At 57.9% G+C, this 23,268-nt stretch carries 25 protein-coding genes, 1 tRNA gene and 1 pseudogene; 16 read left to right on the forward strand and 11 right to left on the reverse strand.

Annotated elements, in window-relative coordinates:
* The first annotated feature begins 92 nt into the window (after positions 1-92).
* A complete protein-coding gene (locus tag HBO09_RS22230; RefSeq protein ID WP_169998815.1) occupies positions 93-497 on the forward strand; it encodes a hypothetical protein in 405 nt (134 codons plus the stop codon).
* A 75-nt stretch (positions 498-572) separates the two neighbouring features.
* On the opposite strand, the gene HBO09_RS22235 is transcribed toward HBO09_RS22230, so the two are convergent.
* Complete coding sequence (locus tag HBO09_RS22235) at positions 573-917, reverse strand: hypothetical protein (RefSeq protein ID WP_169998817.1); 345 nt, start codon at positions 915-917, stop codon at positions 573-575.
* Between the two features lie 199 nt (positions 918-1,116).
* On the reverse strand, positions 1,117-1,536 hold the full coding sequence (locus HBO09_RS22240) for an RDD family protein (RefSeq protein ID WP_169998819.1): 420 nt from the start codon (positions 1,534-1,536) through the stop codon (positions 1,117-1,119).
* A 278-nt stretch (positions 1,537-1,814) separates the two neighbouring features.
* On the opposite strand from HBO09_RS22240, the gene HBO09_RS22245 reads away from it, so the two are divergent.
* The 10 genes from HBO09_RS22245 (at position 1,815) to HBO09_RS22290 (ending at position 12,146) form a co-directional block, all read left to right on the forward strand.
* The gene (locus HBO09_RS22245) at positions 1,815-2,705 is read left to right on the forward strand and encodes a hypothetical protein (RefSeq protein ID WP_169998821.1); all 891 of its coding nucleotides are present in this window, start codon (positions 1,815-1,817) and stop codon (positions 2,703-2,705) included.
* Between the two features lie 62 nt (positions 2,706-2,767).
* Positions 2,768-3,118 (forward strand): hypothetical protein, encoded by a 351-nt coding sequence (locus HBO09_RS22250; RefSeq protein ID WP_169998823.1) that lies wholly within the window; start codon positions 2,768-2,770, stop codon positions 3,116-3,118.
* A 62-nt stretch (positions 3,119-3,180) separates the two neighbouring features.
* Complete coding sequence (locus tag HBO09_RS22255; RefSeq protein WP_169998825.1) at positions 3,181-3,792, forward strand: tail assembly protein; 612 nt, start codon at positions 3,181-3,183, stop codon at positions 3,790-3,792.
* Between the two features lie 59 nt (positions 3,793-3,851).
* Positions 3,852-7,712, forward strand: coding sequence for a DUF1983 domain-containing protein (locus HBO09_RS22260; protein WP_169998827.1), 3,861 nt, complete (start codon positions 3,852-3,854; stop codon positions 7,710-7,712).
* Between the two features lie 309 nt (positions 7,713-8,021).
* Complete coding sequence (locus HBO09_RS22265; protein WP_169998829.1) at positions 8,022-8,885, forward strand: hypothetical protein; 864 nt, start codon at positions 8,022-8,024, stop codon at positions 8,883-8,885.
* A gap of 57 nt (positions 8,886-8,942) precedes the next feature.
* The gene (locus HBO09_RS22270) at positions 8,943-9,746 is read left to right on the forward strand and encodes a phage tail protein (RefSeq protein WP_169998733.1); all 804 of its coding nucleotides are present in this window, start codon (positions 8,943-8,945) and stop codon (positions 9,744-9,746) included.
* A 286-nt stretch (positions 9,747-10,032) separates the two neighbouring features.
* On the forward strand, positions 10,033-10,281 hold the full coding sequence (locus HBO09_RS22275; RefSeq protein ID WP_169998831.1) for a hypothetical protein: 249 nt from the start codon (positions 10,033-10,035) through the stop codon (positions 10,279-10,281).
* Positions 10,282-10,340: 59 nt separating this feature from the next.
* Complete coding sequence (locus tag HBO09_RS22280) at positions 10,341-10,766, forward strand: cell wall hydrolase (protein ID WP_169998833.1); 426 nt, start codon at positions 10,341-10,343, stop codon at positions 10,764-10,766.
* Positions 10,766-11,284, forward strand: coding sequence for a lysis system i-spanin subunit Rz (locus tag HBO09_RS22285; protein ID WP_169998835.1), 519 nt, complete (start codon positions 10,766-10,768; stop codon positions 11,282-11,284). The genes HBO09_RS22280 and HBO09_RS22285 overlap by 1 nt, the downstream gene beginning before the upstream one ends.
* Positions 11,285-11,351: 67 nt before the next feature.
* Positions 11,352-12,146 (forward strand): DNA adenine methylase, encoded by a 795-nt coding sequence (locus HBO09_RS22290; protein WP_169877897.1) that lies wholly within the window; start codon positions 11,352-11,354, stop codon positions 12,144-12,146.
* Here HBO09_RS22290 and HBO09_RS22295 read toward each other — a convergent pair.
* The 5 genes from HBO09_RS22295 to HBO09_RS22315 form a co-directional block, all read right to left on the reverse strand.
* Complete coding sequence (locus HBO09_RS22295; RefSeq protein WP_169998837.1) at positions 12,143-12,823, reverse strand: SOS response-associated peptidase family protein; 681 nt, start codon at positions 12,821-12,823, stop codon at positions 12,143-12,145. The genes HBO09_RS22290 and HBO09_RS22295 overlap by 4 nt on opposite strands.
* Positions 12,824-12,845: 22 nt before the next feature.
* Entirely contained in the window at positions 12,846-13,193 is a 348-nt protein-coding gene (locus tag HBO09_RS22300; RefSeq protein ID WP_092239207.1) for a hypothetical protein, read from the reverse strand.
* A 97-nt stretch (positions 13,194-13,290) separates the two neighbouring features.
* The gene (locus HBO09_RS22305) at positions 13,291-13,497 is read right to left on the reverse strand and encodes a hypothetical protein (RefSeq protein WP_133714824.1); all 207 of its coding nucleotides are present in this window, start codon (positions 13,495-13,497) and stop codon (positions 13,291-13,293) included.
* Positions 13,484-13,645, reverse strand: coding sequence for a hypothetical protein (locus HBO09_RS22310; protein WP_169998839.1), 162 nt, complete (start codon positions 13,643-13,645; stop codon positions 13,484-13,486). Before HBO09_RS22310 ends, HBO09_RS22305 begins: the two co-directional genes overlap by 14 nt.
* A gap of 18 nt (positions 13,646-13,663) precedes the next feature.
* Positions 13,664-13,750 (reverse strand) — tRNA-Leu (locus tag HBO09_RS22315).
* Between the two features lie 301 nt (positions 13,751-14,051).
* Between HBO09_RS22315 and HBO09_RS22320 the strand changes: the two genes are divergently transcribed.
* Positions 14,052-14,405 (forward strand): hypothetical protein, encoded by a 354-nt coding sequence (locus HBO09_RS22320; protein ID WP_029295077.1) that lies wholly within the window; start codon positions 14,052-14,054, stop codon positions 14,403-14,405.
* A 185-nt stretch (positions 14,406-14,590) separates the two neighbouring features.
* Here HBO09_RS22320 and HBO09_RS22325 read toward each other — a convergent pair whose 3' ends face one another.
* Together HBO09_RS22325 and HBO09_RS22330 are read right to left on the reverse strand one after the other, a co-directional pair.
* Positions 14,591-15,202 (reverse strand): TetR/AcrR family transcriptional regulator, encoded by a 612-nt coding sequence (locus tag HBO09_RS22325; protein WP_169998841.1) that lies wholly within the window; start codon positions 15,200-15,202, stop codon positions 14,591-14,593.
* A gap of 15 nt (positions 15,203-15,217) precedes the next feature.
* Positions 15,218-16,438 (reverse strand): multidrug effflux MFS transporter, encoded by a 1,221-nt coding sequence (locus HBO09_RS22330; protein WP_169998843.1) that lies wholly within the window; start codon positions 16,436-16,438, stop codon positions 15,218-15,220.
* 387 nt (positions 16,439-16,825) lie between these two features.
* On the opposite strand from HBO09_RS22330, the gene HBO09_RS22335 reads away from it, so the two are divergent.
* The gene (locus HBO09_RS22335) at positions 16,826-18,037 is read left to right on the forward strand and encodes an EAL domain-containing response regulator (protein WP_169998845.1); all 1,212 of its coding nucleotides are present in this window, start codon (positions 16,826-16,828) and stop codon (positions 18,035-18,037) included.
* A gap of 55 nt (positions 18,038-18,092) precedes the next feature.
* Positions 18,093-18,572 carry a VOC family protein gene (locus tag HBO09_RS22340; protein ID WP_169998847.1) on the forward strand — a complete coding sequence of 160 codons (480 nt, stop codon included), beginning with the start codon at positions 18,093-18,095 and terminating at the stop codon, positions 18,570-18,572.
* A gap of 199 nt (positions 18,573-18,771) precedes the next feature.
* Here HBO09_RS22340 and HBO09_RS22345 read toward each other — a convergent pair whose 3' ends face one another.
* The gene (locus HBO09_RS22345; RefSeq protein WP_169998849.1) at positions 18,772-19,314 is read right to left on the reverse strand and encodes a hypothetical protein; all 543 of its coding nucleotides are present in this window, start codon (positions 19,312-19,314) and stop codon (positions 18,772-18,774) included.
* Positions 19,315-19,554: 240 nt separating this feature from the next.
* On the opposite strand from HBO09_RS22345, the pseudogene HBO09_RS22350 reads away from it, so the two are divergent.
* Positions 19,555-19,782: pseudogene (locus HBO09_RS22350) on the forward strand (amino acid transporter); the annotation flags it as partial.
* A 145-nt stretch (positions 19,783-19,927) separates the two neighbouring features.
* On the forward strand, positions 19,928-21,055 hold the full coding sequence (locus HBO09_RS22355; RefSeq protein ID WP_169998851.1) for a diguanylate cyclase: 1,128 nt from the start codon (positions 19,928-19,930) through the stop codon (positions 21,053-21,055).
* 2 nt (positions 21,056-21,057) lie between these two features.
* Here HBO09_RS22355 and HBO09_RS22360 read toward each other — a convergent pair whose 3' ends face one another.
* A complete protein-coding gene (locus HBO09_RS22360) occupies positions 21,058-23,244 on the reverse strand; it encodes a response regulator (protein WP_169998853.1) in 2,187 nt (728 codons plus the stop codon).
* Positions 23,245-23,268 lie beyond the last annotated feature (24 nt).

The raw sequence follows: 23,268 nt of genomic DNA on the forward strand, positions 1-23,268 counted from the left end.
TTGCTCGGTTGTAATGCGCAGAGGTTGTGCGCGATGCTTTTTGCATCCTACCCCTCAGTGCTACAGTCCCGCCAAACCAAAGAGGGGACGACATGCGGATTTTGATAGCGTCGGTAGCGGTGGCTGCATCCTATTTCGTTGCCTCGGCGGCGATGGCGTCTGATGACCTCAAGGTGCAGGTTCTTACCAGAGCCCTTGCGTATCGAGAGTGCGTGGAAGCATACGCTCGGGCTCATGCTGGCCCAGGAGCATCCCCGACTGAGATTGCTGACGCCGCGAACTTCAGATGCCAGAGGCAATTTGAAGAATTTAAGAGCTACTACCAAGTTAACGTTGTTGATAGTTTTCCGATCGATGAGTCCAGTGAAAAAACTAAAAGCGTAACCAGTCAAGCAAAATCGTATCTGCAGGGACTGATGGACCAAAGCTTGAAGGAAGTGCTGGATACTGCAAAAGGTGAAGCGGCTGCCATAGTGATCGACCAGAGAAACCGATGACACCTGACTCTCTTAAATGCCCGTCTTAGCGCTGGGCTTTTTGCATCTGGTCAGTCAAATGATCGCCTAGAGCTGCTAATTCCCGAGGCAATAAAAGATAGTAGAGCAAATGACCGTCTGGTTAACAGCTACGCCAAGAACCACCCACCCGAGCGCCTGCAGGATTGGAGCGATGGGCGTTTTGAGCTTCTCGCACACGATTGCAAAGCCTGCGCCAATTAAGGCTCCAGGGAAGCTGAAGAAATAACCCAACCAAGCCATGGAGTCAGCGTTCTTGCCAGAGAACCAGAAGGCGAAAACACTCAAATACAGGGCCAATGCTATAGCTATTCCGCCCAGTGATTCTCGGGATGCCTTGCACACCAGAGCCAAAGCAAGCACGGCTGCTTGCGGTAACCACATGTATGCAAAATTACCCAAGAAATACTCGTTTTTAGGGCTTATGTAGACGGCAGCGGCTAGGCCCATAGCGAGGCCTATTACCGCTATCGCTGTGCCAGTAGATCGTGGAGCGCTTCCTGCTGCTGAACTCATTCCTTGTGATCCCTGTCGAGCGCTGAAAGATGGGGGTGTACATGGGCATGAAAAATCCCGGCGGCCTCTAAGCTGTGAATGAGGCTCAGCTTTGCATCGTCTCACGAAGTTCAGCTAAGTCTTTTGAGGGTATGACATAGGTTCTCGACAGCATATCGCCAACCCGCTGGCATCGTGCGGACTGAGCGTAGATGAATATCGTGATGATCCCCAAGGGCGCCTCTACGTGCCTGGTCAGGCCACGAATGAAGGCCTGGACAAAGTTGGGAGGTCCACCTGCGCCGTTGATGACGACTAAGCCAAATACGTACTTTCCTGGAGTCCGCCCTTTGAAAAGCCATTCGCACAGGGGGTAGAGAAACAGGTACACAAAGATCAGCTCAAAGCCTGCAAGCGGAAGGCCCTCTTGGCGGTATAGCCAGAGACCAATCAGGATAATCGTGCCGTAATCGATGACGTAGGCGCCGATACGCCGAATCAGTAAAGATGTCCTGGATACTTCCATTGGTTGCTCCCTGCGCGGATTCAGCGACTTACATGCTGCAAGTAAAAGCCCGGTGGGCCAGGCTTCAAATTGACGTGACTCTTTCTCGATTGTGAGAAGGGCCAACGCTCTACGTCAAGCGAAAGCCCTGTTACTGGCATTTCATCCACGCTGGATGCCTGGACAGTCGATTTTCGTTCGGATGGATTCGATGAGCCAATCCGTCTTATCGCCTGGCTAATTTTGATAGTGCCCACTATTCTCGGTGAAAATGGCATATCGCCATCGCGGAGGCGGTCATGAGAACTAGCTTGGTATTGACAGGTACGTTTTTGCTATCAGCTTGCACAACCGATCGAATGACCGACCCTGCGATTGTGACTTCGGTTAACGAGAAGTCAGCGTTCACAGCTCTAACTACAACTGCCGACCGTAGGATATTTATCATAAACAACGCCACTGATCGGACGTGTGGCGAACCGCCCGCTGGAGTGGCGGAAAACATCAGTGCAAGTTTGAGCAATTCACTTTCCGTAGCGTTGAAAACGCAGGCAGGTGACCCCTCGGCGAAAAATTCATTTGCTGAAAGCGCCGCGAAAACCGTTGCCAACGTGTCGCAAAAAACACAAGGATTGATGCTATACGAAGCGATGTCGTCAGGCCTTTGCATGGCTTTTGCTAATGATCCAAAAATGACAGCAACTCAGTATATTGACTCTCTGATAAACGCAGGAAAAGTGGCGGCCCCCCTTATAGAATCTGAGCTGGCGGCAAGCAGAGGAAAGATTGGGCCCACAGAAAAGACACTTGAACCCGGCGGTTCCACCAAGCCTGCACAGACGCCATTATCAGGAGCAGGCACGTCAGTTGATGGCGCAACTGCCGCCGCGGTCGCTGCTGGCTCTACTGCTGTAGCGCTTGCCACACAAAGCGCTGAAGCGGGACAGGCGGCGGGAGTTGCGATATCTCAGTCCATGCCAGCAGGCGCATCAAATGCGGAGCAACAATCGGTAGTAAAGCAAGTTACGGCACAGACGGTCACTCAAGTGAGTGGTAGTTCAAAAGAAGGACAAAAGGCCGCAAAAAATGCCGTAGATACTCTTTCGCAGTCATCCAACGACGCCATTGACAAAGGGGTCACGAGAAACGTGTTAAACGCTCTCGAAAATATGAATCAGTCTCTTAAGTAAGGCTGGATTCCACGCGACCGATTCGTAGTGCTACAGTCCCGCCAAACCAAAGAGGGAACGACATGCGGATTTTGATAGCGGCGGTATCGGTGGCGATGCTGGCGGGGTGTATGGCACCGACGATGAATGAGGCGCGTCAGGATGGTCCGTACAAAGTGTTGATTTCGAAGAAAACCGACGCGGCGCTGGCCAAGTGCGTTCACTACGAATGGCAGAATCAGCCGATCTTCGGCGGCACTCCTGGTGCAACGCTGCAGCCAGGACGAGATGCTGGATACACGGTATTCACTGAAGGCTCGCAGTATTTCGTTGATATTCAGCCGAAAGGCGCGGGGTCTGAAGCGAAGTATTACGTGGTGGTTGGTAACTGGATCGCCAATAAAAGGCTGACCGCACTGCAAGGCTGCCTATAGCAGCACAACAACCTTTTCAAGGCTCGCTTCGGCGGGCCTTTTTATTATCTGGAGAAAAGCACATGGCGGCACTTGCCATCAACTATCAGTCCATGACGACGATCCTTCTCTATGGCCAACTTCGCCAGTTTGGCAGGTCTTTCCGTATGGCCGTGAGGACGCCTGCTGAAGCAATCAAGGCTCTTTGCGTGCAGCTTCCAGGGTTCGAACGCTTCCTTTCGAATGCCAAGTCGCGAGGCGTTGAGTTCGCTGTCTTTCGAGGGAAGACCAACCTGGCGGAGAAGGAGATTGGCTTTATGGGCGAAGGTGACATTCGTATTGCGCCGGTCATCACCGGCAGCAAGCGAGGCGGAGCGCTGCAGACCATCATCGGAGCAGTGTTGATTGTCGTAGGCCTTGTCATTACCGGTGGCACCTTCGGCGCAGGCGCGCCTTTTGGCTCAGCTCTGATCATGATGGGCGGCTCGATGGTGCTGGGCGGCGTTATTCAAATGCTCAGCCCCCAAGCCGGCGGCTTGAAGACCAGCGCCGCGCCTGAGAACACCCCCGGCTATGCCTTCGGCAGCGCCAAAAACACCACGGCATCCGGTAACCCGGTCCCTTTGTGCGCGGGACGACGTCCTTGGGGTGGGGCAATCATTAGTGCAGCGATTTACGCCGAAGACCAGATGTAGCCCGCACGTGAAGCACTGCAGCCGCCCTTGAGGCGGCTTTTTACTGCCTGGAGGAAAGCATGGGCGCAGTACGAAAAATTGATATCCACGGCGCCAAGGGTGGCGAAGCAAAGCCTAAAACCCCAACCGAGGCGCCGGACAGTCTGCGCTCAGTGGCCATTGCAAAGATGTTGATTGCTGTAGGCGAGGGCGAGTTTGAAGGCACACCTACGGATCGCGATATTCGCCTCGACGGTACCCCGTTGCAAGACCCCCAAGGAAACATGAACTTCCCGAACGTGAAGTGGGAGTGGCGCACCGGGGCAGTGGACCAGACCTATATCCAAGGCATCCCGTCGATCGAGAACGAAACGACGATCAGCACTGAGCTGCGCAGCGGTACGCCTTGGGTTCGAGCGATCAGCAACACCCAGCTTTCTGCCGTGCGAGTACGTTTCGCCTGGCCGGCGCTCCAGTCCGTGGATACGAGCGGCAATATCAATGGCTACCGGATCGAATATAAGGTCGAAGTCGCCACCGACGGCGGCGCCTACCAGCAGGTGCTGAGCGAGGCCGTCGACGGCAAGACCACGACTGTGTACGAGCGAACTCGCCGAATCGACCTGCCTAAGGCAGTCAGCGGTTGGCTGATGCGCATCACGCGACTGACGATCAATCAGAACAACAACAAAATCTCCGACACGATGCAGATTGCCGGCTTCACGGAGGTGATAGACGCGAAAATCCGCTACCCGAATACCGCGCTACTTTACATCGAGTTCTCCGCTGAGCAGTTCCGCAGCATTCCTGCCGTGACTGTCGTGTGTGATGGCCGAAAATGGCAGGTTCCAAGCAACTACGACTCGCGCTCTCGCAGCTATACAGGCGTGTGGGATGGCACCTTCAAAGAGGCTTGGACGGACAACCCCGTCTGGCACACCTACGGCATCACCACGAACGACCGCTTCGGCCTGGGCCGCCGCATCAAGCCGTGGATGGTCGACAAGTGGGAGCTGTACCGCATCTCGCAGTATTGCGACCAGCAGGTGCCGGATGGGAAGGGTGGCATGGAGCCGCGCTTTATCTGCAACCTCAACCTTCAGAGCAAGGCTGACGCGTGGTCGCTGCTGCGTGATATCTCGGCGATCTATCGGGGCATGACTTACTGGGCTCAGGGCCAGGTCTTCACCCTGTCGGATATGCCGCGCGCTACGGACTTCGACTTCGCCTACACCCGCGCGAACGTTATTGATGGCAAGTTCACATATTCCAGCGCGTCGGAGCGTACCCGCTATAGCCGGGCCCTGGTCAGCTACGACAACCGTGAGAATAACCACGACACCGATGTCACCTCTGTTACTGACCAGAAGCTGCAGCGTCGCTACGGCGATAACCCGCTTGAAATCAGTGCTATTGCATGTGACCGCGAGTCGGAGGCCCAGCGCCGCGGTAAGTGGGCGCTGCTGACGAACTCCAAGGATCGGGCCGTTACCTTCAAGGTTGGTCTCGACGGGCGTATCCCGCTGCCTGGCTACGTTATCCCTATCGCTGACGAACTGCTTGCTGGGCGGCCGGTGGGCGGACGCATCTCGGCGGTGAATGGCAAGGTCATCAAGTTGGACCGTGATACCCAGGCCAAGCCCGGTGACCGTTTGATCCTCAACCTGCCCGACGGCAAGTGCGAGGGGCGCACCGTGCAGTTGGTCAGCGGCCGGCAGGTCACCGTGACCGTTGCCTACTCCGTTGCGCCCGAGCCTGAACTGGTGTGGGCGCTGGATGCCGACGACCTCGCAATCCCGCTATACAGGGTGGTAAGCGTGGCCCGGCCGGAGCCCGGCGTGTTCGAGATATCGGCCGTCGAGTACGACCCGAGCAAGTTCGCACACATCGACACCGGCGCGCGCCTTGAAGATCGCCCGATCAGCGTTGTGCCGATCACCGTCGTTCCGGCGCCGGCGAGCGTCGACATCACGTCGAATTACTCCGTGGACCAGGGCCTGGCCATCAGCACCATGAACATCTCCTGGCCCGCCGTTGCTGGCGCTGTCGCCTATGACGTGGAGTGGCGCAAGGACAGCGGCAACTGGATCAAGCTGCAGCGCACTGGCTCGACGAGCGTGGACGTTACGGGCATCTACTCGGGCGCCTATCTGGCCCGGGTACGTTCAGTGAGCGCATTTGAGATCTCTTCGATTTGGAAGAGCTCAAACCTGACCAACCTGGAAGGCAAGGTTGGCCTACCGCCGGCGGTGGCGTTCCTGACCACCACCAGCCTGGTCTACGGCATCGGCATCCAGTGGGGCTTTCCACCAGGTGCAGAAGACACCCAGCGCACAGAGGTCTGGTACAGCGAGTCGCCGGACCTGACGACGGCGATCAAGCTGAGCGACTTCAGTTACCCGCAGGCCAAGCATGAAATGCACAGCCTGCTGGCGGGGGCGAGCCTGTTTTTCTGGGCGCGCCTGGTGGATCGTACCGGCAACGTCGGGCCGTTCTTCCCGATCCCTGGCGCGGTCAATGGCCAGGCCAGTTCGGACCAGAGCGACTATGAGAAGTACTTTGCCGACAAGATCGGCAAAGGGGCGCTGTACCAAAACCTGCGCGAAGAGATCGAGCTGATTACGGGCGATGGGCCTGGGTCGGTCAATGAGCGCCTGGAGCAGGCCAAGCAGGAGCTGGAAGAGCTGATCAACCAGGTTACGGATGCCCTGGCCTATGACCCTGCCAAGCCGTATGCGAAGGGGGACATCGTTCGTTTGGACCAGCACCTGTTCCAGGCGAAAGGCCCGGTACCGGTGAACACCAGCCCGCCGAACGCCACGTACTGGTCCGATATCGGCACCATCCTGGAAACTGCAAACGCCTTGGCGTCGCAGGTTCAGGTGATCGAAACCAAGATTGTGGAACTCGACGGCAAGGTGGTGGCCACCGCTTCATCCATTGAGGCGCTGCGTTCAGCAGCTCGCGACGATGACGGCGCTGGCAACCTGGCGGGCGTGATCAAAGGCTGGCAGTCAACCGCTGATCTGGCGCTGGAGAAACGCACCAGGGCAACAGAAAGCGAGTCCATGGCTCAGCAGCTGCTGACGATGAACGCGCAAGTGGGGGCGAACAAGTCAGGGCTGACCGTTCTGGAACAGGTGGTGGCGACCAACAGGGAGACGGCAGCCACTCAAGTAAACCAACTGAAGAGCGATCTGGCGCTGACCGATGAGAAGGTGGTCGGTAATGCCGTGGCTATCACTGGCCTCGACACAAAGGTCACCGAGGTTGATGGCAAGGTAACCTCCTTGGCGGCCAGCAATGAATCGCTCCGGGCCGCGGTGCGTGGCGATGATGGCATAGCTGACTTGGCCGGCGTGGTCAAAGCTTGGGAGGCGACAGCCAGCTTCTCAGCAGAAAAGCGCGTCCAGGCAACGGCCAATGAAGCGCTAGCCAAGACGACAGAAACGCTGCAATCGAACATCGGCGAGACCAGCGCCTCGGTTCAGCAAGTGAACCAGACTTTGGTAGGTCTCGATGGGCGTGTTTCGTCAATGGTTACGCTTAAGGCGCAGACCATTGTGGGTGGAAAGAGGGTTACTTCTGGTTTTGCTTTTGGTTCTGACGGAGAGCAAGCGGAATTCCTGATCTTTGCTCAGCGATTTGCAGTGGTGGATGAGGTAAGCGGCCAACTTGTTCCGATGTTTGTGGTGGAGGGTAATCAGGTAGTACTGAACCAGGCCATCATCAGCAAGGCGTTCATTCAGGAGATCATTCTAGGCATGGTGCTGCGTTCAGCTGCTGTCGATGCCAATGGGCAGCCGCTAATCGAGCTGAATATGGAAACAGGCAAGTTCGTATTCCGTGGCAGCAAGAACGGTAACACCTCGCTGCTCAACAGTGACGGGCTTAAATTCACTTATGCCAACGGTGTTGATGGCATCGACCTGAGTCTTTGACATGGTAGGACTAGTGATAAGGGACAAAAACTCTGGCCTCATCAAGGTTGATATGACCAGCTTCATCAGTCAGGAGACCGGCAGTGTTGAGACTGGCGGGCAGAATGGATCTATTCAGATCCCGGCTGCGCCGCCAGGTCGGCACTTGTTCTTTTCCGTTTGCCCGCTCGTTGATTTGCAGGTGGAAAAAGGGAAGAGGCCCGGCGTTACTCTTGTTGGAACCACTCTGTCTTGGGCCTATTCATATAACACGGCTGGCTGGGGATTTTTCTCGGCCAATTGCCGTATCTCTTACGGGTACTATTAGATATGGCAGATCTTGTTGTTAGGCTAAGTGATTCCAGTCTTCTTTATGAAACAACTAAGATTAGTTACGGTCTCGTAAAGACTGGGTACTTGTCATATGTGGAGAACTGGCGTCGATTGAGGTTGAGAGGAGTAAACGTCGATCCAAATATTGGTAGTAGCTGGGTTGAGCAAGGGATTCCGGGTGACGACCAGTTTGGGTTTTCAATTGCCAGTCCGGTCGCTCCGATAGTTTTCTTGAGTGGTCGAGGAGTGGTTACTGGTTTAAAGGTCAGCGGGAACACCTGGACCTACCTGTTCGCCGGAGCCAGCGCATCGACCAAATACTACTGTTTTGATTTGATGAGGGATGACGGCCTGCCGGGCCCTTATTTAAAAACTAGGGAGGCGAGCAATGTCTTAACCTTTAACTCCAACCAAATACCGCTGAACGTTGTTTCTTCGATCATTGCTCCAGATCGTGGGGTTCTGGACAGATACGGGCGACCGGCCACCACCTACCTTGGCGGAAGAAATGAGCGGATTTCCTACCAGTCCACATCGGGCTCAGCCTCTGTGCACAGCCTTGTCGACATCAGTATCGACAGTGGCGTTGAGTACGCGGCTTTCCTCCCGTGGAGCAGATCGTGCGGCATCGTTGATCCGGACACAATCCCAGGCGCCTATACAACCACTTACGGTATGGCTGAAGGGGCTTTCGGGAGGTCTGGTGGGATCTCATTTATGTTTGCCTCGCCGGGTAGGACTACGAGTCAGAACTGGCCGGCCGATGGCACTGCGTCTATTGGCTATCACTCTCTTCCTGTTGATCGGCGACCGTCTGCACTTGTTATAAAAACTGGCGGCCTCCCATTTCCGTTTAATTGATTTTCTTGAACGTCCACGACCCGCTCAGTGCGGGTGTTTTTTTGTCTGGAGATAAATATGGGTTGGTACAAAGCAGGAAAAGTGAACGTTGTCGCGGGACAGACAAGCGTCACTGGGGTCGGTACCGACTTCGCCGCAAACTCCCTGGTGGGTGATGCATTCATCGGCCCGGACGGCCAGTGGTACGAAGTCACCAACGTGCCCAGCGCTACCACGCTTTCGATCAGTCCTGAGTACCGCAGCGCCACGGTATCGAACGCGAGCTACGCGCTGATTCCGGTGCAGGGCTATCAGCGTGACCTGGCGATTGCGGCCGGCGGCATTATCCAGCAGTGGGGCGCCACGCTTGCAGGACTGGGTGCTGTGTCGACGGAGAACATCGTGCCGGTGACGAAAGGTGGCACTGGCGCAGAAACTTCGGCTGCCGCTCGATCCAACCTGGGTCTTGGTTCGGCCGCTGTTGCGCCAATCGTCGGAACTGTCTCGCAGTCAGGCGGTACACCAGTGGGCGCAATAATTGAGCGTGGTGGTAATTCAAATGGCGAGTACGTCAAGTTCGCAGATGGCACTATGATTTGTTGGGGGATTTCACCGCTGTATTTCACAACTCCTAACGCGGCCGGAGCCCTTTACATCGCCAGTTCAACAGCGTCTTTCACCTTCCCGGCAGTGTTTTCCACTTTCCCCCGTGTCATTGATTCGAGTCTGTTTGACCATCCCGGTAACGGTGCTGCGGGAGCCGCACGCGGCTGGGGAGTTCCTTTCTCAGGAACGAAAACTACATGTCAGATAGCCATTTACGGCCATGCGGCCAACTCTGCGATCTGGCCAGGCTACGTTGCGATCGGGAGGTGGTTCTAATGCTCATTAAGTTTTCGCCGCAGCGTCGAGATGACACGCTGGCCGTTAGCAAGCGAGGCGATGTTCTCATTATCAACGGGGAGCGCTTCGACTTTCGAGCCGTACCTGAGGGGGCAACGCTGCCAGCGTCTGCCGTTGACTGCGAATTCATAATTGGGGACATCACTCGAACGGGAGGCGAACTGATTCTAACTTTGCTCTTGCCGTGTGGGCCGGATGCTACCGATGCCGCCAACTATCCGTTCGATATTGTCAGCCCGCCTGACGGAACCGTGAGTATCCCCCAATGAATATTGATTTCAGCCAGATGAAAACTGCCGGCCAACTGCAGGCTGCAAAAGACCAAGAAGCTCACGATGCTGCTCTTGCCTCTCGACGATCTGCTTATCTGGCAGAGTCGGACCCCCTTCGCCTCGAAGCCGACTACGACGCCCTGAGCCAGGGCCTCACGCCCGACTACACCACATGGCTGGCGTCGGTTGCGGCTATCAAGGCGCGCTACCCGCTGCCCGTGGTTGAGCCATCCGGCGACTGATCTGCGACCGAGTAACGACACCCGCCATCGAGCGGGTTTATTTTTGCCTGGAGAAAAGCATGACCACTTCCGAAAAAGACCGGGACGTCCTGGCCCGCACGCTGTGGGGTGAAGCCCGTGGCGAGGGCCTGGACGGCCAGATCGCCGTGGCCTGGACCATCCGCAACCGCGTGTTCGACCGCAAGGCCAAGTCCTGGTGGGGCGAGGGCTACGCCGGCGTGTGCCTGAAACCCTGGCAGTTCAGCTGCTGGAACCAGAACGACCCGAACTACGCCTACCTGAGCGGTGCGAAGCCGATCCCGGCCGCGCAGTTCGCCCAGGCCCAGCGCGCTGCTGACCAGGTGATGGCCGGCGCGGTACCGGATCCAACCGGCGGGGCCACGCACTACTACGCAACCACCATGCCCAAGGCCCCGGCCTGGGCGGCGAAGGCCAAGCAAACGCTGCGCCTCGGGCATCACGTCTTCTTCAAGGATGTGCCGTGATGACGCCCGTACAGAAGCTGGCCGGGCTGGTGGTGCTGACCCTGGTGCTGATGGCCAGCGCCGCCGGCGTCACCTGGCAGGTTCAGGAATGGCGGATGGGCAAGAAGTTGGCCGAGCAGGACGGCCTGCACCAGGGCGAACTGGACGGTGTCAGTGCCGCGGCCGCCAAGCAGGTGAGCGAAGAGCAGGGTAGGCGCCAGGCCCTGGAGAAGACGCTGGCCACCTCCGATCAACAACACACCCGAGAACTTTCCGATGCTCAACGCAACCAGGCCCGCCTGCTTGACCGCCTTGCTACTACTGATTTGCGGCTGTCAGTCCTTCTCGACGCCACGGATTCAGCCAGTGGCTGCAACGTGCCTCCCGCCTCCGGCGCCGTCGGCGTGGTTCATGCAGCCCGTCGAGCCCAACTTGACCCAGCGCATGCTCAACGAATTGTCGCCATCACCGATGCCGGCGACCAAGGATTGATCGCGCTGCGGGCGTGCCAGGCGTACGTCAGGGCCATTGCGCCCTGACCTACATTCCCGGTCGAAAAAATTAACATGCCCCCAACAAACACCCCATTTGCAAAGGATTGCAAAAATGACAAACCCAATCGTTCCATGGATGGGCGGCAAACGTCGTCTGGCTGACCGCCTTATTCCACTGTTTCCACCGCACGAATGCTACGTTGAAGTGTTTGCTGGTGGCGCTGCGCTTTACTTCATGCGCCCTCAGGCTGCACCAGTCGAAGTTCTTAACGATATCAATGGCGACCTGGTGACGTTGTACCGGGTCGTGCAGAACCACCTGGAGGAGTTCGTGCGCCAGTTCAAATGGGCGCTCAGCTCGCGCCAGGTATTTGAGTGGCAGAAGATGACCAGGCCTGAAACGCTCACCGACATTCAGCGGGCTGCGCGGTTTTTCTACCTGCAGCACCACGCATTTGCGGGCAAGGTCAGCGGACAGACCTTTGGCACAGCGACGACGGGCCCAGCTATCAACCTGCTCCGGATCGAGGAGAACTTGTCAGCCGCGTGGCAGCGTCTTTCCGGAACCTATGTTGAAAACCTCGGCTGGCTTGAATGTGCCGAACGTTACGACCGGCCTCACACCTTCCATTACATGGATCCGCCTTATTGGCAGACCGCCGGTTACGGTGTGGACTTTCCGTTTGAAAACTATGAACGGATGGCTGACTTCATGCGGCGCTGCAAAGGAAAGGTGATGGTCAGCATCAATGACCATCCGGACATACGGCGGGTATTTGAGGGGTTCCACTTTGAAACTGTGGATATTCGCTATTCCACGACGAATCAGCGGCAAGGGAAGGCCGAGGTGAGCGGGGAGTTGGTGATAATGAATTGGAAGCCCTCTGACCTCGGCGGGCTTTTCTAGGCCAGGCGCTTTATCAGCCCCGGGCCTTTGTTCCTTACGTTGCCCACGGCCGTATCGACCTTGAACCACTCGAAAGCCTCGGCCGGTTCACCTTGGTGCAACACCATCTGCTCGGCACGCTCCTTGGGCGTGGCCGGGTCCAGCCATTCCCGGGCCAGTTCGGGCGTCAGCACCACGGGCCGCCGGTCGTGAATGTCCACCATGCCGCCGGCGCTGTCGGCGGTGATGATCACAAAGCCGTCATGCTCGCCTTGGCCTTCATCTGCGTCGGGTAGGTGGCCTATGGCCGCGCACAGCACAGGCGCGCCATCCCGCCGGCGGATCAGGTAGGGCTGTCTCTTTGGCCCGCCTTCATCAACCCATTCAAACCAGTTGTCCACGGGCGTGATTGCCCGGTGTGGCCAGATCGTCCGGAAGAATGGGCCATGGGCCACTTTTTCGACTCGAGCGTTTATCGCCGCAGCACGGTCCTTGGCCCAGTGTGGTCGCCAACCCCACCGCACCAGATCTGCGTGCAGGGTTTCATCCTGCTGGTGGAGCAGGGCGACCTGGGTGGTTGGTGCTACGTTGTAATGCTCAAGCGGTGCCTCACCCACTGAGTTTGCCAGGGCGTTGGGCATGCTCAGTACCGCAACGAAGTCATGAATTCCGCTGTACTGTGAAAGTCTTCCGCACATCGGCAAGCCCTCTGTAGAAACTTCAGCTTAGATCACTCGGCAGAATCTTCATGGGGGTGCTTCCCCAGGCCCCGTTTGTAGCCCGCGCAAGCGCCCATTCAAGTGAATTGAGCTTGCTTGTGACAAAACCCAGGTCTGTATTGCAGCTAGAAAGAGCGCTATCGGACGCCTTGAGCTCTGCCCGAAGCTTGTCGCGCTCGGTAGATAACTCAGCGTGCATTCGCACCAAGCCGTAGATGTCCTCTCTGGCTTTGCGAAGCTGCAGTTGCAGTTCCTGAATCTCGTTCTCTAGGAGCAGGGCGTGTTGCTTGTGCATTTCGAGAGGCGTGGGGCATCCAAGCCACTCGCAGGTGTCTTCATCGATGTTCATGGTTGGAGAATCCGAAAGCTGTATATTCATACAGTAATCGAGAATTGTGCGGACTGAGGTTGCGAGGCGACGAACTGCTGGTGTTCCCGACGATCAGTCAGGGAGCGTTGAGAACGGCCAAGGTTAGCTTGATGAACTCTTCGTTGCGGTCGATGGTGTCCAACGCGCCGCGAACGTTGTCGGCGATTTCGGTGCCGCCCTGCTGCTCAACCCAGTTCGTAAGCTCCATGATGGCCGCCTCAAGGGCGAGTTGGTTTTCGTTGATTTTGGACAGCAGGGAAGGGAGCAGGTCAGAGTTCGGCATCGGTGTTCCTCCTTGGAGTGAACAGCGTAGCAGTTGGGTTGCTTGGTGGTGGATTGTGTTCGTTCGGCAGGACGCCGGGAAGAGAATTGCGGAACAGCTTGTAAAATTGCGGAACAGAAAAGATAAGGGCCTGCATGAAGTTCATCATGCAAGCCCTTGATATCTATGGTGCCCGAACCCGGAATCGAACCGGGACGCCCTTACGAGCGGGGGATTTTAAGTCCCATGCGTCTACCAGTTTCGCCATTCGGGCGGTAGCGCGGTGAAGCGACTCAATGGGCTTTGCTTGGCAAAGCGCTTGAGCGGTGCAGCAGGCTAGGGAATATATAGATCAAGGCACCGTGGCGCAAGTTTGCATGCGCTCTTTTTCGACTTGATCGCGTGTGTCGGCTTTGGAAAAAAGCTCGCTATATCAGTGATCTACATTTGCAGGTGCGGGTAGGCGATTCGCCTGCGCGTCAACCAGGCTGGCACCAGGCAGGGCCGGTGGCTGCAGTTTAACGCATGGCATTGTGCGATCATTCAGGTTTAAAGCACTTGAATAGGAAAGTGGCATGCGCGTCATCACGGTGAGAACCAAAACGGAACTTGAATCTGCCAAGAATGCCGGGTACGAGCAGATCACGGTTGAAGGTGAGCTTGCGAACAAGCTCAAATCGTCCAAGAAGATCGCGGTAGCGGGGACGATCACGGTTGGGCTGTTGGCCACTGCATTGGCGGCTGTGCCCTTTACGGGTGGTCTTTCGATGGCAGCGGCTGTGCCTATCGCCACGCTGACTGGGCTTGAAGTCGCGGCCATTATTACAGCAGCGTCATTGGGGCTCGGGCTGATCATTGCCCTGTTCAAGGGTTATGAGGAGATCTCTTTCGAGGCCGGAAAAATGGTCCTGAAAAAGAAACAGTCATGAGCGGTTTTGTCGACGGTCCGCCGTATTTCTTCCGCTGCAAGAAGTGCGAGCATCGCTTCACGCGCGCGGTGCGGTTGGGGCTGTTGTGCCCCCAGTGCCATTCGATACGCGTTGAAAGAGATAGGCGGGTGAACAAGTAAACCGAGAGGGCTTGTGCGAGATGTTCGCCAAGCCAACCCCGGCATTTATCCGCGCAACCGTCGAATGATCTCTTCGTAGCCGACCGCCTGCGACAATCGTTGCAGTGCATCCAGGCGGCGGGAATAGGCCTTTGCATCACCATAGATCAGCTCGACATGCAGGCTGTCGATCGTCACCAGATAGGCCTCTGCCAGCACTTCACTGGCCTGGTCCTCTACGCCTGGATAGGCTTTAAGTAAGCCTTTGTGAAAGTGACTGCGGATCGTGGCCATGTAGTCATTGAACCCGGACATGACCACGTCCCTCAGCGGCGTCGGTGGATAAAATGCGGCCCTGAGCAAAAATCGCAGGGATTCATTCTGGTTGTAGCGGCGTTGCAGGTTGTCGATATAGACCTCGCCGGGGGCCTTGATCGATCGTGAGTTTTTCGCAAATTGGCTTTGCACGTAGTCCAGTTCGGCGCGCAGTGCGAGTTCGAGTGCGACCACGTACAGCGCGTCCTTGCTCGCAAAATGCGCGTACAGCGAGGCCTTTTTGATGCCTGCGCGCACGGCGATATCATTCAGCGACGCGGCGTCATAACCATGCTCGGCAAATTGGTCCAGTGCCAGATACGCGATGCGTTCGGCTGCCGAGGTCAGGGTGGTGGATGTCATATCGTTTTTCCTTAATCAGTGCCCGGCCAGGTCAAAGGTTTCGCCCGCCCCCCGGGGCAGGCTGATGGTCGTCAGCAGGCAGGTCAGCAATGCACTGGCCAGCAGCAGTGTTGCCCAAGCCACCGGTCCATAGGTCAGCGCCAATGCAGAGAGTGGCGTCGCGCTCGCGGAAACGGACAGTTGGAACGCGCCCAGCAGTGCAGCGGTGGATCCCAGCGCGCGCTTTTGCGAGGACATCACCAGCGACATCAGTGTGGATTCGGCGATGCCCAGGCCAAACAGGGCAAGGGCCATGCCCGCCACTATACCGGGCAGACCCAGGTCGGTCAGGGTGGATGCCATCGCGATTGCCGAGCCACCGGCCATGCATGACACGCCGATCAGCGACAGGCGGCCCAAGCCTAGCCGACTGACCAGTTTGCCGGCGCTCATCGCTCCGATCAAGATGGCTACACCCGTGACCCCGAACAGCATGCCAAAGGCTTGCGGGCTCAGGCCGTAGGTCTGCTGGTAGACCAGGGTCGCGCCGCCGATGTAGGCAAACAGAAAGAAGAACACGGCGGCCACGGCCAGGGTCGGGCGCAGGAAATGCCGGTCCCTGGCAATCGTCAGGTAAGTGCGGCAGGCAGCGCCCAGGCGCAAGGGCTCCCTTTGGCTGACGGCCAGGGTTTCCGGCAGCGACAGCCAGCTGTTGCCCAGTACCGCCAAGCCAAATGCAGCGAGCACCAGCATCACCGCACGCCAGCCGTAGTGAGTGTCGATGACCCCGCCCAGTGCCGGGGCGAAGATAGGCGCGACGCCTTCGATGGTCATCAGCAATGCGAAGAGCTTGGTCGCGGCCACGCCTTCGCTGACGTCGCGGACCATACTCATGATCACCACCAGCGTCAGGGCGCTGCCAAGCCCCTGGACGAAGCGTAGGGCGATCAGCGTCTCAAGCGTCGGAGCCCATGCTGCGCCCAATGAGCACAAGGTAAACACCACAAGGCCGGCCAGTAGGGGCCGGCGGCGTCCGTAGGCGTCGACGATAGGCCCGAAGATCAACTGGCCGGCGCCCATGGCCAGGAGGAAGAACGTCAGCGTCAACTGCACGCTGGCGAAGCTGCTCTGATATTCGCGGGCAATCTCGGGAAGGCTCGACAGGTACATATCGACAGCCGATGGGCCGAGGGCGCCGATCAGTCCCAGGCCAATAGCCAGCCTCAGGGCGACCCTGGGGGTGGGTTGCGAATTCATATAGTCTCCAGCCATAAAAAGCAGCCTACCGGTCGGTAGGTTTTGCGCATGATAGCGATACCTCATAAATCGGTCAACGCCACAGTACTCAAGGGGATTCACACGGTTGCAGTGCCATTTGCTGGGGGGAGTGGGCGCCGTTCTCTGTTGTGTTTCTTTAGTTTTTCGATTGAATTGGACTCCCGCCCACTCGCCACAGGGAAATTCGTCAGCTTCTGACAATTGTGTAGCTACCGGTGGCCATCGCATGCAAGCCAGCTCCCCCGGTTGATTGGCGGAGTTTTCAAGCCCCGTGGAATTTTCGATTTCGATTTGGGCGTTTTCCTAAATACGCCGGTAGGAGGTGTCGTGAGAATGGGCGCACTTTTATCTCATCTGTGATGTGTCATGTCCTTTCTGCCGATTCGTGTCCTGGTCGTCGAAGATCACCCCTTCAAGCAGCTCGTTGCCACTCAGGCCTTCCAGGAGGCAGGATGTGACAGCGTGCTGGGCGTGGCTGATGTGAACGCTGCGCTGCAGTTGTTGGACCACACAGGGGCGGTGGATATCGTGCTCTGTGCCCTGAAGGAGGAGGGCATGCAGGGGCTGGCGACGCTTGAGCTACTTGGCCGTAGCCATCGGGTCAAGGCGCTCATCATTTGCAGTGCTATTGCCCCAGACCTGCAGGACGCCATTGAGCGTATGGTCGGCATGCTTGGGGTCAGCGTCCTGGGGTATGTCGATGTGCCGGTGCGCGCTGGGTCGATAACGCCGCTGTTAAGCCGATATCTGGAAACCACCCTTGCCACCGAGCACGCACCGCAGAAGGCTCGCTACAGGAGCGTCAGCCAGGCAGGCCTTGAACAGGCCATTGCCGGGCATGAGCTCAAGGCATTTTTTCAACCCAAGTTCAATTTGGCGACCGGTGAAGTCGCCAGCCTCGAAGTTCTCGCGCGCTGGCAGCATCCGCAGTACGGCGTGCTAGGCCCGGCGGACTTTCTGCCCCAGGTCAGCCAGTTCGGTTTGATGGATGAGCTGTTTTTTGCCCTGCTGGACCAGGGCTTGGCCTTCCTGCAAGCGGCGCAGACGCAGGGGCAGGTATTGTCACTGGCGTTTAATCTGGACGCACAGCAACTGTCCAATGAGTCACTGCTGGCGCATCTGTACACGGCGCTGGAGGGCTACGCGATACCTGCGTCACGCCTGACGTTCGAAATCACCGAAAGCGGGCTGCTGGAGGTCTGTCCCAAGGTGCTCGAAACCTTGATCCGTCTGCGGATGATGGGCGCCGGCCTGTCTATCGATGATTTTGGTATTGGCTACTCGTCGTTGGAGCGCCTGTGCCTACTGCCATTCACCGAGATCAAGCTCGATGCACGTTTCGTGCGCGACCTTGATCGCAGCCGGCGTAACCGTGCAGTGATCAGCAGCACCCTGGCATTGGCTCAAGCGCTGGATATGGCGGTTGTAGTAGAGGGCATAGAGCACGAAAGCCAGCGCCAGCACCTGCTCAAGTTGGGCTGCCTTCAGGGCCAGGGCTATCTCTGCGCACGTCCCATGGACGCCACGCGTACGCTCTCGTGGCTGGCAATGAAATTGGCATCACGCAGCACGCTCTGATGTTGGAAAACAGGGGCTAGACTCAAGGCTCACTTGCCTTTCCTGGAGACTCCAGATGCCCCACAAAAACACCATCTGCCTCTGGTTCGACGGCGCCGCACTAGAGGCTGCCAACTTCTACGCCCGCACATTCCCGGACAGTACGGTAGATGCCGTCCATAAAGCCCCGGGCGATTATCCTGCGGGCAAGCAAGGCGATGTCCTGACCGTGGAGTTCACCGTCATGGGCATCCCGTGCCTGGGCCTCAATGGCGGGCCGGGTATCCAGCACAACCAGGCGTTTTCATTCCAGGTGGCCACTGACGACCAGGCCGAAACGGATCGCCTGTGGCAGGCGATTGTCGGCAACGGCGGCGAGGAGGTTGCCTGTGGCTGGTGCCGTGATAAGTGGGGCCTCTCTTGGCAAATCACCCCACGGGTGCTCACGGCAGCGATCATCCATCCCGATCCTGCGGCGGCCAAACGCGCATTCAAGGCAATGATGGGCATGGTGAAAATCGACATCGCCGGCATTGAGGCGGCGCTCAAGGGTTGATGAGACTCTGGTATAACCTGCGTTTTCAACATGCAGTAACGGCAAGGGAATGCGTATGAAATTGACGGCCTAGAGGCTGGTCGAACTGGCGATGGTCAACCCCATCACCCCGTAGCCAGAGCTGCTCGAGCACAAAGCCAGGAGCTATCAGGCTCGCTGGCCATGGCTCAGAACTGCGTAGAGACGGACTCGTTCACGGCTACGACGGTTGTGGGCATTTCTGGAGGGGCTCTTGCTCGTAGCGCCTTATTGCTTCATTCACGATGCTGTCGATTTGTGGTGAGTAGTTCTTGATATTGGCCTTGCCGCTTTTCAGATAAAGCGCGTGGTACATCAACTGGTCGCTCAATGTTGAGTACCAGTTTTCATCATCCCCCACCAGCGGCAAGATCGATTCGGCGGAGTACAGCAGGAACCCAACAAAATACTCATATTGTTCATATTCCTCGCTGCCCGGCTTAAAGCTCTCGAATCGCGGTGACTCAATGGGGTAGGAGGCTGCGGAAAACTTCGGGTTTGCAAAGGCCAGAGAAATGTAATCTTTGTAGATCGACTTGGCCGAAGCCAGTTTCGATTCATTCAACTGGTCGTAGGCAACGAATGCCGCACTAAAGGCAACCGCCAATGTGAAAAAAGATGAGACTGCGCTGAATTTTTCATACTTTTGCTCTGATGGAGCTGCGGCCCATAGCTTGTAAAAAACAAGCAGTGCCCCTACGGCGGCAATAACCAAAAAAATCATTTGAAACTATCCTCGTCAATTCGAACATATTGACTGTCTATTGCCTCTTGCAAGTGACAGACCTTACGAATGAAACGTTGTAAGGACTTCGCTATCGGCAGATGAGCGTGAGTCTTTAGGCTCGCAGCTCACACCCACTTATCCCGACGCCCTGGAATCGTCACCCGGCTGGTGGTCTTCACCTCGCGCAACGCCAGGCTCGACTGGATCGAGGCGATCCCCAGCTGGCGCCGCAGCACGCGTAAGAAACGACCTGACCTGCACGCGTCGTCACACTACAAGATGCCTGGCGGCGTGCCGATGGCGTGGTGCTCCCTGGCGTTCCTCGGGTTCGTCCTGTGCCTGCTGGCGCTGCGTCCGGATACCCGATTGGCACTGTGTGTCATGCCGGGGTGGTTTATCTGGCTGGCGATTGCCTATCAGCTCTCGACCTTTAAAAAACGCTGGTCGTTGTCTCACTCCTTGTAAGGATCGCCGGCAAGCCGTCTCCTTCAGTAGCCCGATAGCTTTAACGCGGGCTTTTACCCCGTATCTACAATGAATTTCGCTGTCCTGAGTGCTGGCAGGGTGCCACAATGCCATTTTGTCGCAGCACTAGGATCAGGCGAACCAAATGAATGGCCTTGGGCGTGAGCAGCACCAGGATTTTTTCATCGAAGAGCAGGTGCGCACTGATCGCCTGCGTCAGTTGTTTCGCCAATCCGTCTCTGCGGTTTTTGGCAGCTATCTGGCCGCAGGCATGCTCTGCTGGCTATGTTGGGACCGGCTTGAACCCCGGCTGATGATCGGTTGGCTGGTATTGCTGGCCGGCTCGTCGGTCCTGCGTTTGTCGATGTTCCTCCAGTATTTTCGCAGCCCCCGCAGCGAGCGCACGCCCCAGCGCTGGGAGCGTCATTATTGGATCACCCTGGTGTTGTCCGCCGGGATCTGGGGCATGGGGGCCTTTGCCGTGATGCCCGCCGATGACCGCTTGACCCAGGCGCTGGTCATGCTCTTTGCCGTGGGCATGTCGGTCAGCGCGGTGTCGTGCTACTCGGCCTACCGTTACATGACCATAGTGTCCATGGCCCTGGTGCTTTTGCCGTGCACCCTGTGGCTGTTGTTTCAACCTTCCAAGATGCAGATGGGCATGGCTGTTGCCGTGCTGGTGTTCTCGTCATTTGTCGTGGGCGCTTCGCGTAAATTGTCCGAGGCCCTGGAGACGGCGTTTCGCCTGACCCGCGAAATAGAGCGGGCCCACAGTATTTCAACGCGCGCCGCGCAAACCGATGAACTCACCGGGCTGATGAACCGCCGCGCGTTCTTTGAAAAAGCCCAGGTGCTCTATGACCAATGCAAGCGCACTCACCAGCCGTTATGCGCGCTGATGCTGGACATGGATCACTTCAAGGCGATCAACGACAACTATGGCCACCAGGTCGGGGATCAGGTGTTGCGCCAGATCGGCCAGGTGATCAGCGCGTCTTTTCGCCAGTCGGATATCTACGGGCGGCTGGGGGGCGAGGAGTTTGCGGTGTTGCTACCTGATACCACCCTGGAAGTGGCGCGAGAGATCGGCGAGCAACTGATCCGCGCCATTGCTCGCTTGAGCATCGACCCGGTACAGGTATTGAGTGCGAGCCTGGGAGTGGCATCGAACTATGCTGTGGGTGACGACTTGCAGCACTTGATGAATGCCGCCGACCAAGCCCTGTACCGCGCCAAGGCCATGGGGCGCAACCAGGTGGCGGTTGCGTCCTAGCCTCAATCCTTGCCCATGATCTTGGCCAGTACCCGTGAAATCTGGTCGGCGGAGTAGGGCTTGGCCAGGAACTCGAAGCCGTCATAGCCACAACTGGCCAGTTCCGCGCTGTAGCCGGACGTGAGGATCACTGGCAGGTTGGGCCGGCGTCGGCGCAACTCCCGGGCCAGCGCCACGCCACCCATGCCCGGCATCACCACGTCGGAAAATACCCCGTCGAACGCCCGTGCATCCGGGCCGATCATCTCCAGGGCCTCTTCGGCATGGGTGGCCCAGACGGTCTGGTAACCCAGGTCCTGCAGGATCTGGTTGGCGAAACGGCCCACTTCCAAGTTGTCTTCCACGATCAGGATGCGCCGCCGCACGGCGTCCGGGTTCAGTTCCAGCGGCGTCTGGACCGTGTTGTCGAGGATTGATTCGGGCTCCACTTGCGGCAGATACAACGTAAACACGGTGCCCTGGCCGAGTACGCTGGCGACATCGACGTTACCCCCCGACTGCTTGGCGAACCCGAACACCTGTGACAGCCCGAGCCCGGTGCCCTTACCGACCTCCTTGGTGGTGAAGAACGGCTCGAAGATGCGTTCAAAGGTCGCCTGGGCAATTCCGCTGCCGGTGTCTGCCAGGGAGATTGCCACGAAAGGTTTGCCTGAACCGCCATGCCCGCGTATGCACGGCAGCGGCTGGTCTCTTTCCAGGCGCAACACCAGCGTGCCCTGGCCGTCCATCGCATCCCGGGCATTGAGGGCAATGTTGATCAAGGCGGTTTCAAATTGGCTGGAGTCCGCGCAGACGTAACAGGCCAGTTCCGGCAATTGCACGCTGACATGGATCCGTGCGCCGGTGACCGTCTCCAGCATGTCACCGATGTTCTGTACGCGCTGGCCCACATTGAACACTTGCGGGTTCAGCGGTTGGCGCCGGGCGAAGGCGAGCAATTGGCTGGTCAGCTTGCTGGCACGCTCTACGGTATCGGTCACGGCATTCATATAGCGCTGACGGCGCTCTTCGGGCAGGTTGGGCATGCGCAGGAAGTCGACTGACGAGCGGATGATCGTCAGCAGGTTGTTGAAGTCGTGGGCCACGCCTCCGGTCAACTGGCCGATGGCTTCAAGCTTCTGCGACTGGCGCAACGCCGCTTCAGTCTGGTTGAGCAGGGTGGTTCGTTCCACCACCCGCTGTTCCAGAGTCGCGTTCAAATCGGCCAGCGCCGACAGGCCCTCGCGCACGATGGCATCGGCGCGCACCCGTTCAATATGCGCCCAAGAGCGCTCCGTGACCTCACCCAGCAGCGCCAGGTCGTAGGAAGACCAGCGGCGTGGCACGCGGTCGTGAATGGCCATCAGCGCGGTCAAGCGTCCGGACTTGATCAACGGCATGCAAATCGTCGCCGTCACGCCAATAGCCTGGAAGGTCGCGGCTTCCTCGGGCGTCAGTTCCGTGAGGTTGTCATTAATGATCAACGGCTCACCGGCCTGCAGGCGCTCGACCGCCAATTGGCCGAAGTCCGCCAGGCGGTAATACCCGACGATGCTGGGCGAGCCTTGGGCGGCCCAGTTGCCGCGAATGGTAAAGCCGTCTTCATCGGCGTCCATGTCGGCATAGGCGCAGTTGGACAGGTTCAGGTGGGTCGCCAGTATCTGCGTGGTGGCCGCCATGATCGCGGCAGGATCGGTGGCATTGGCCACCCCGTTGCTGATCGCATCCAGCACAGCGAGGCGGCGGGCCATGAACACCGAGCTGGTGGTTTCGGTGACGGTATCGAGCATGCCCACAACGTTGCCGCAGGCATCGCGGATCGGGCTGTAGCAAAACGTGAAATAGGCCTGTTCCGGCGCAGCACCACGCTCGACGATCAACGGGAAGTCTTCGATAAACGTGGCGCGACCTGCAAATGCGGCATCGGCGATCGGGCTGATCTGGCGCCAGGCTTCCTGCCAGATCGTACTGAAGGGCTGGCCCAGTGCGTCGGGCTTGTTACCGAGGATCGGGAGGAACGCGTCGTTGTACAGGGTGATCAACTCGGGGCCCCAGACTATCGCCTGGGGGAAATGGGAGGCAAGGCTCAACGACACGGTCGTCTTGAGCACATCCGGCCATTGGTCCATCGACCCCAGGGGAGTATTGGCCCAGTCATGGCGGCGAACCCGTTCGGCCATCTCACCGCAGCCTTGTAGCCAGTCTGTCATCTACTCAATACCTAGTTCGTCCCA

The sequence above is a fragment of the Pseudomonas sp. WS 5027 genome, from assembly GCF_012985695.1.
GTDB classification, from domain to species: Bacteria; Pseudomonadota; Gammaproteobacteria; order Pseudomonadales; family Pseudomonadaceae; genus Aquipseudomonas; species Aquipseudomonas hygromyciniae.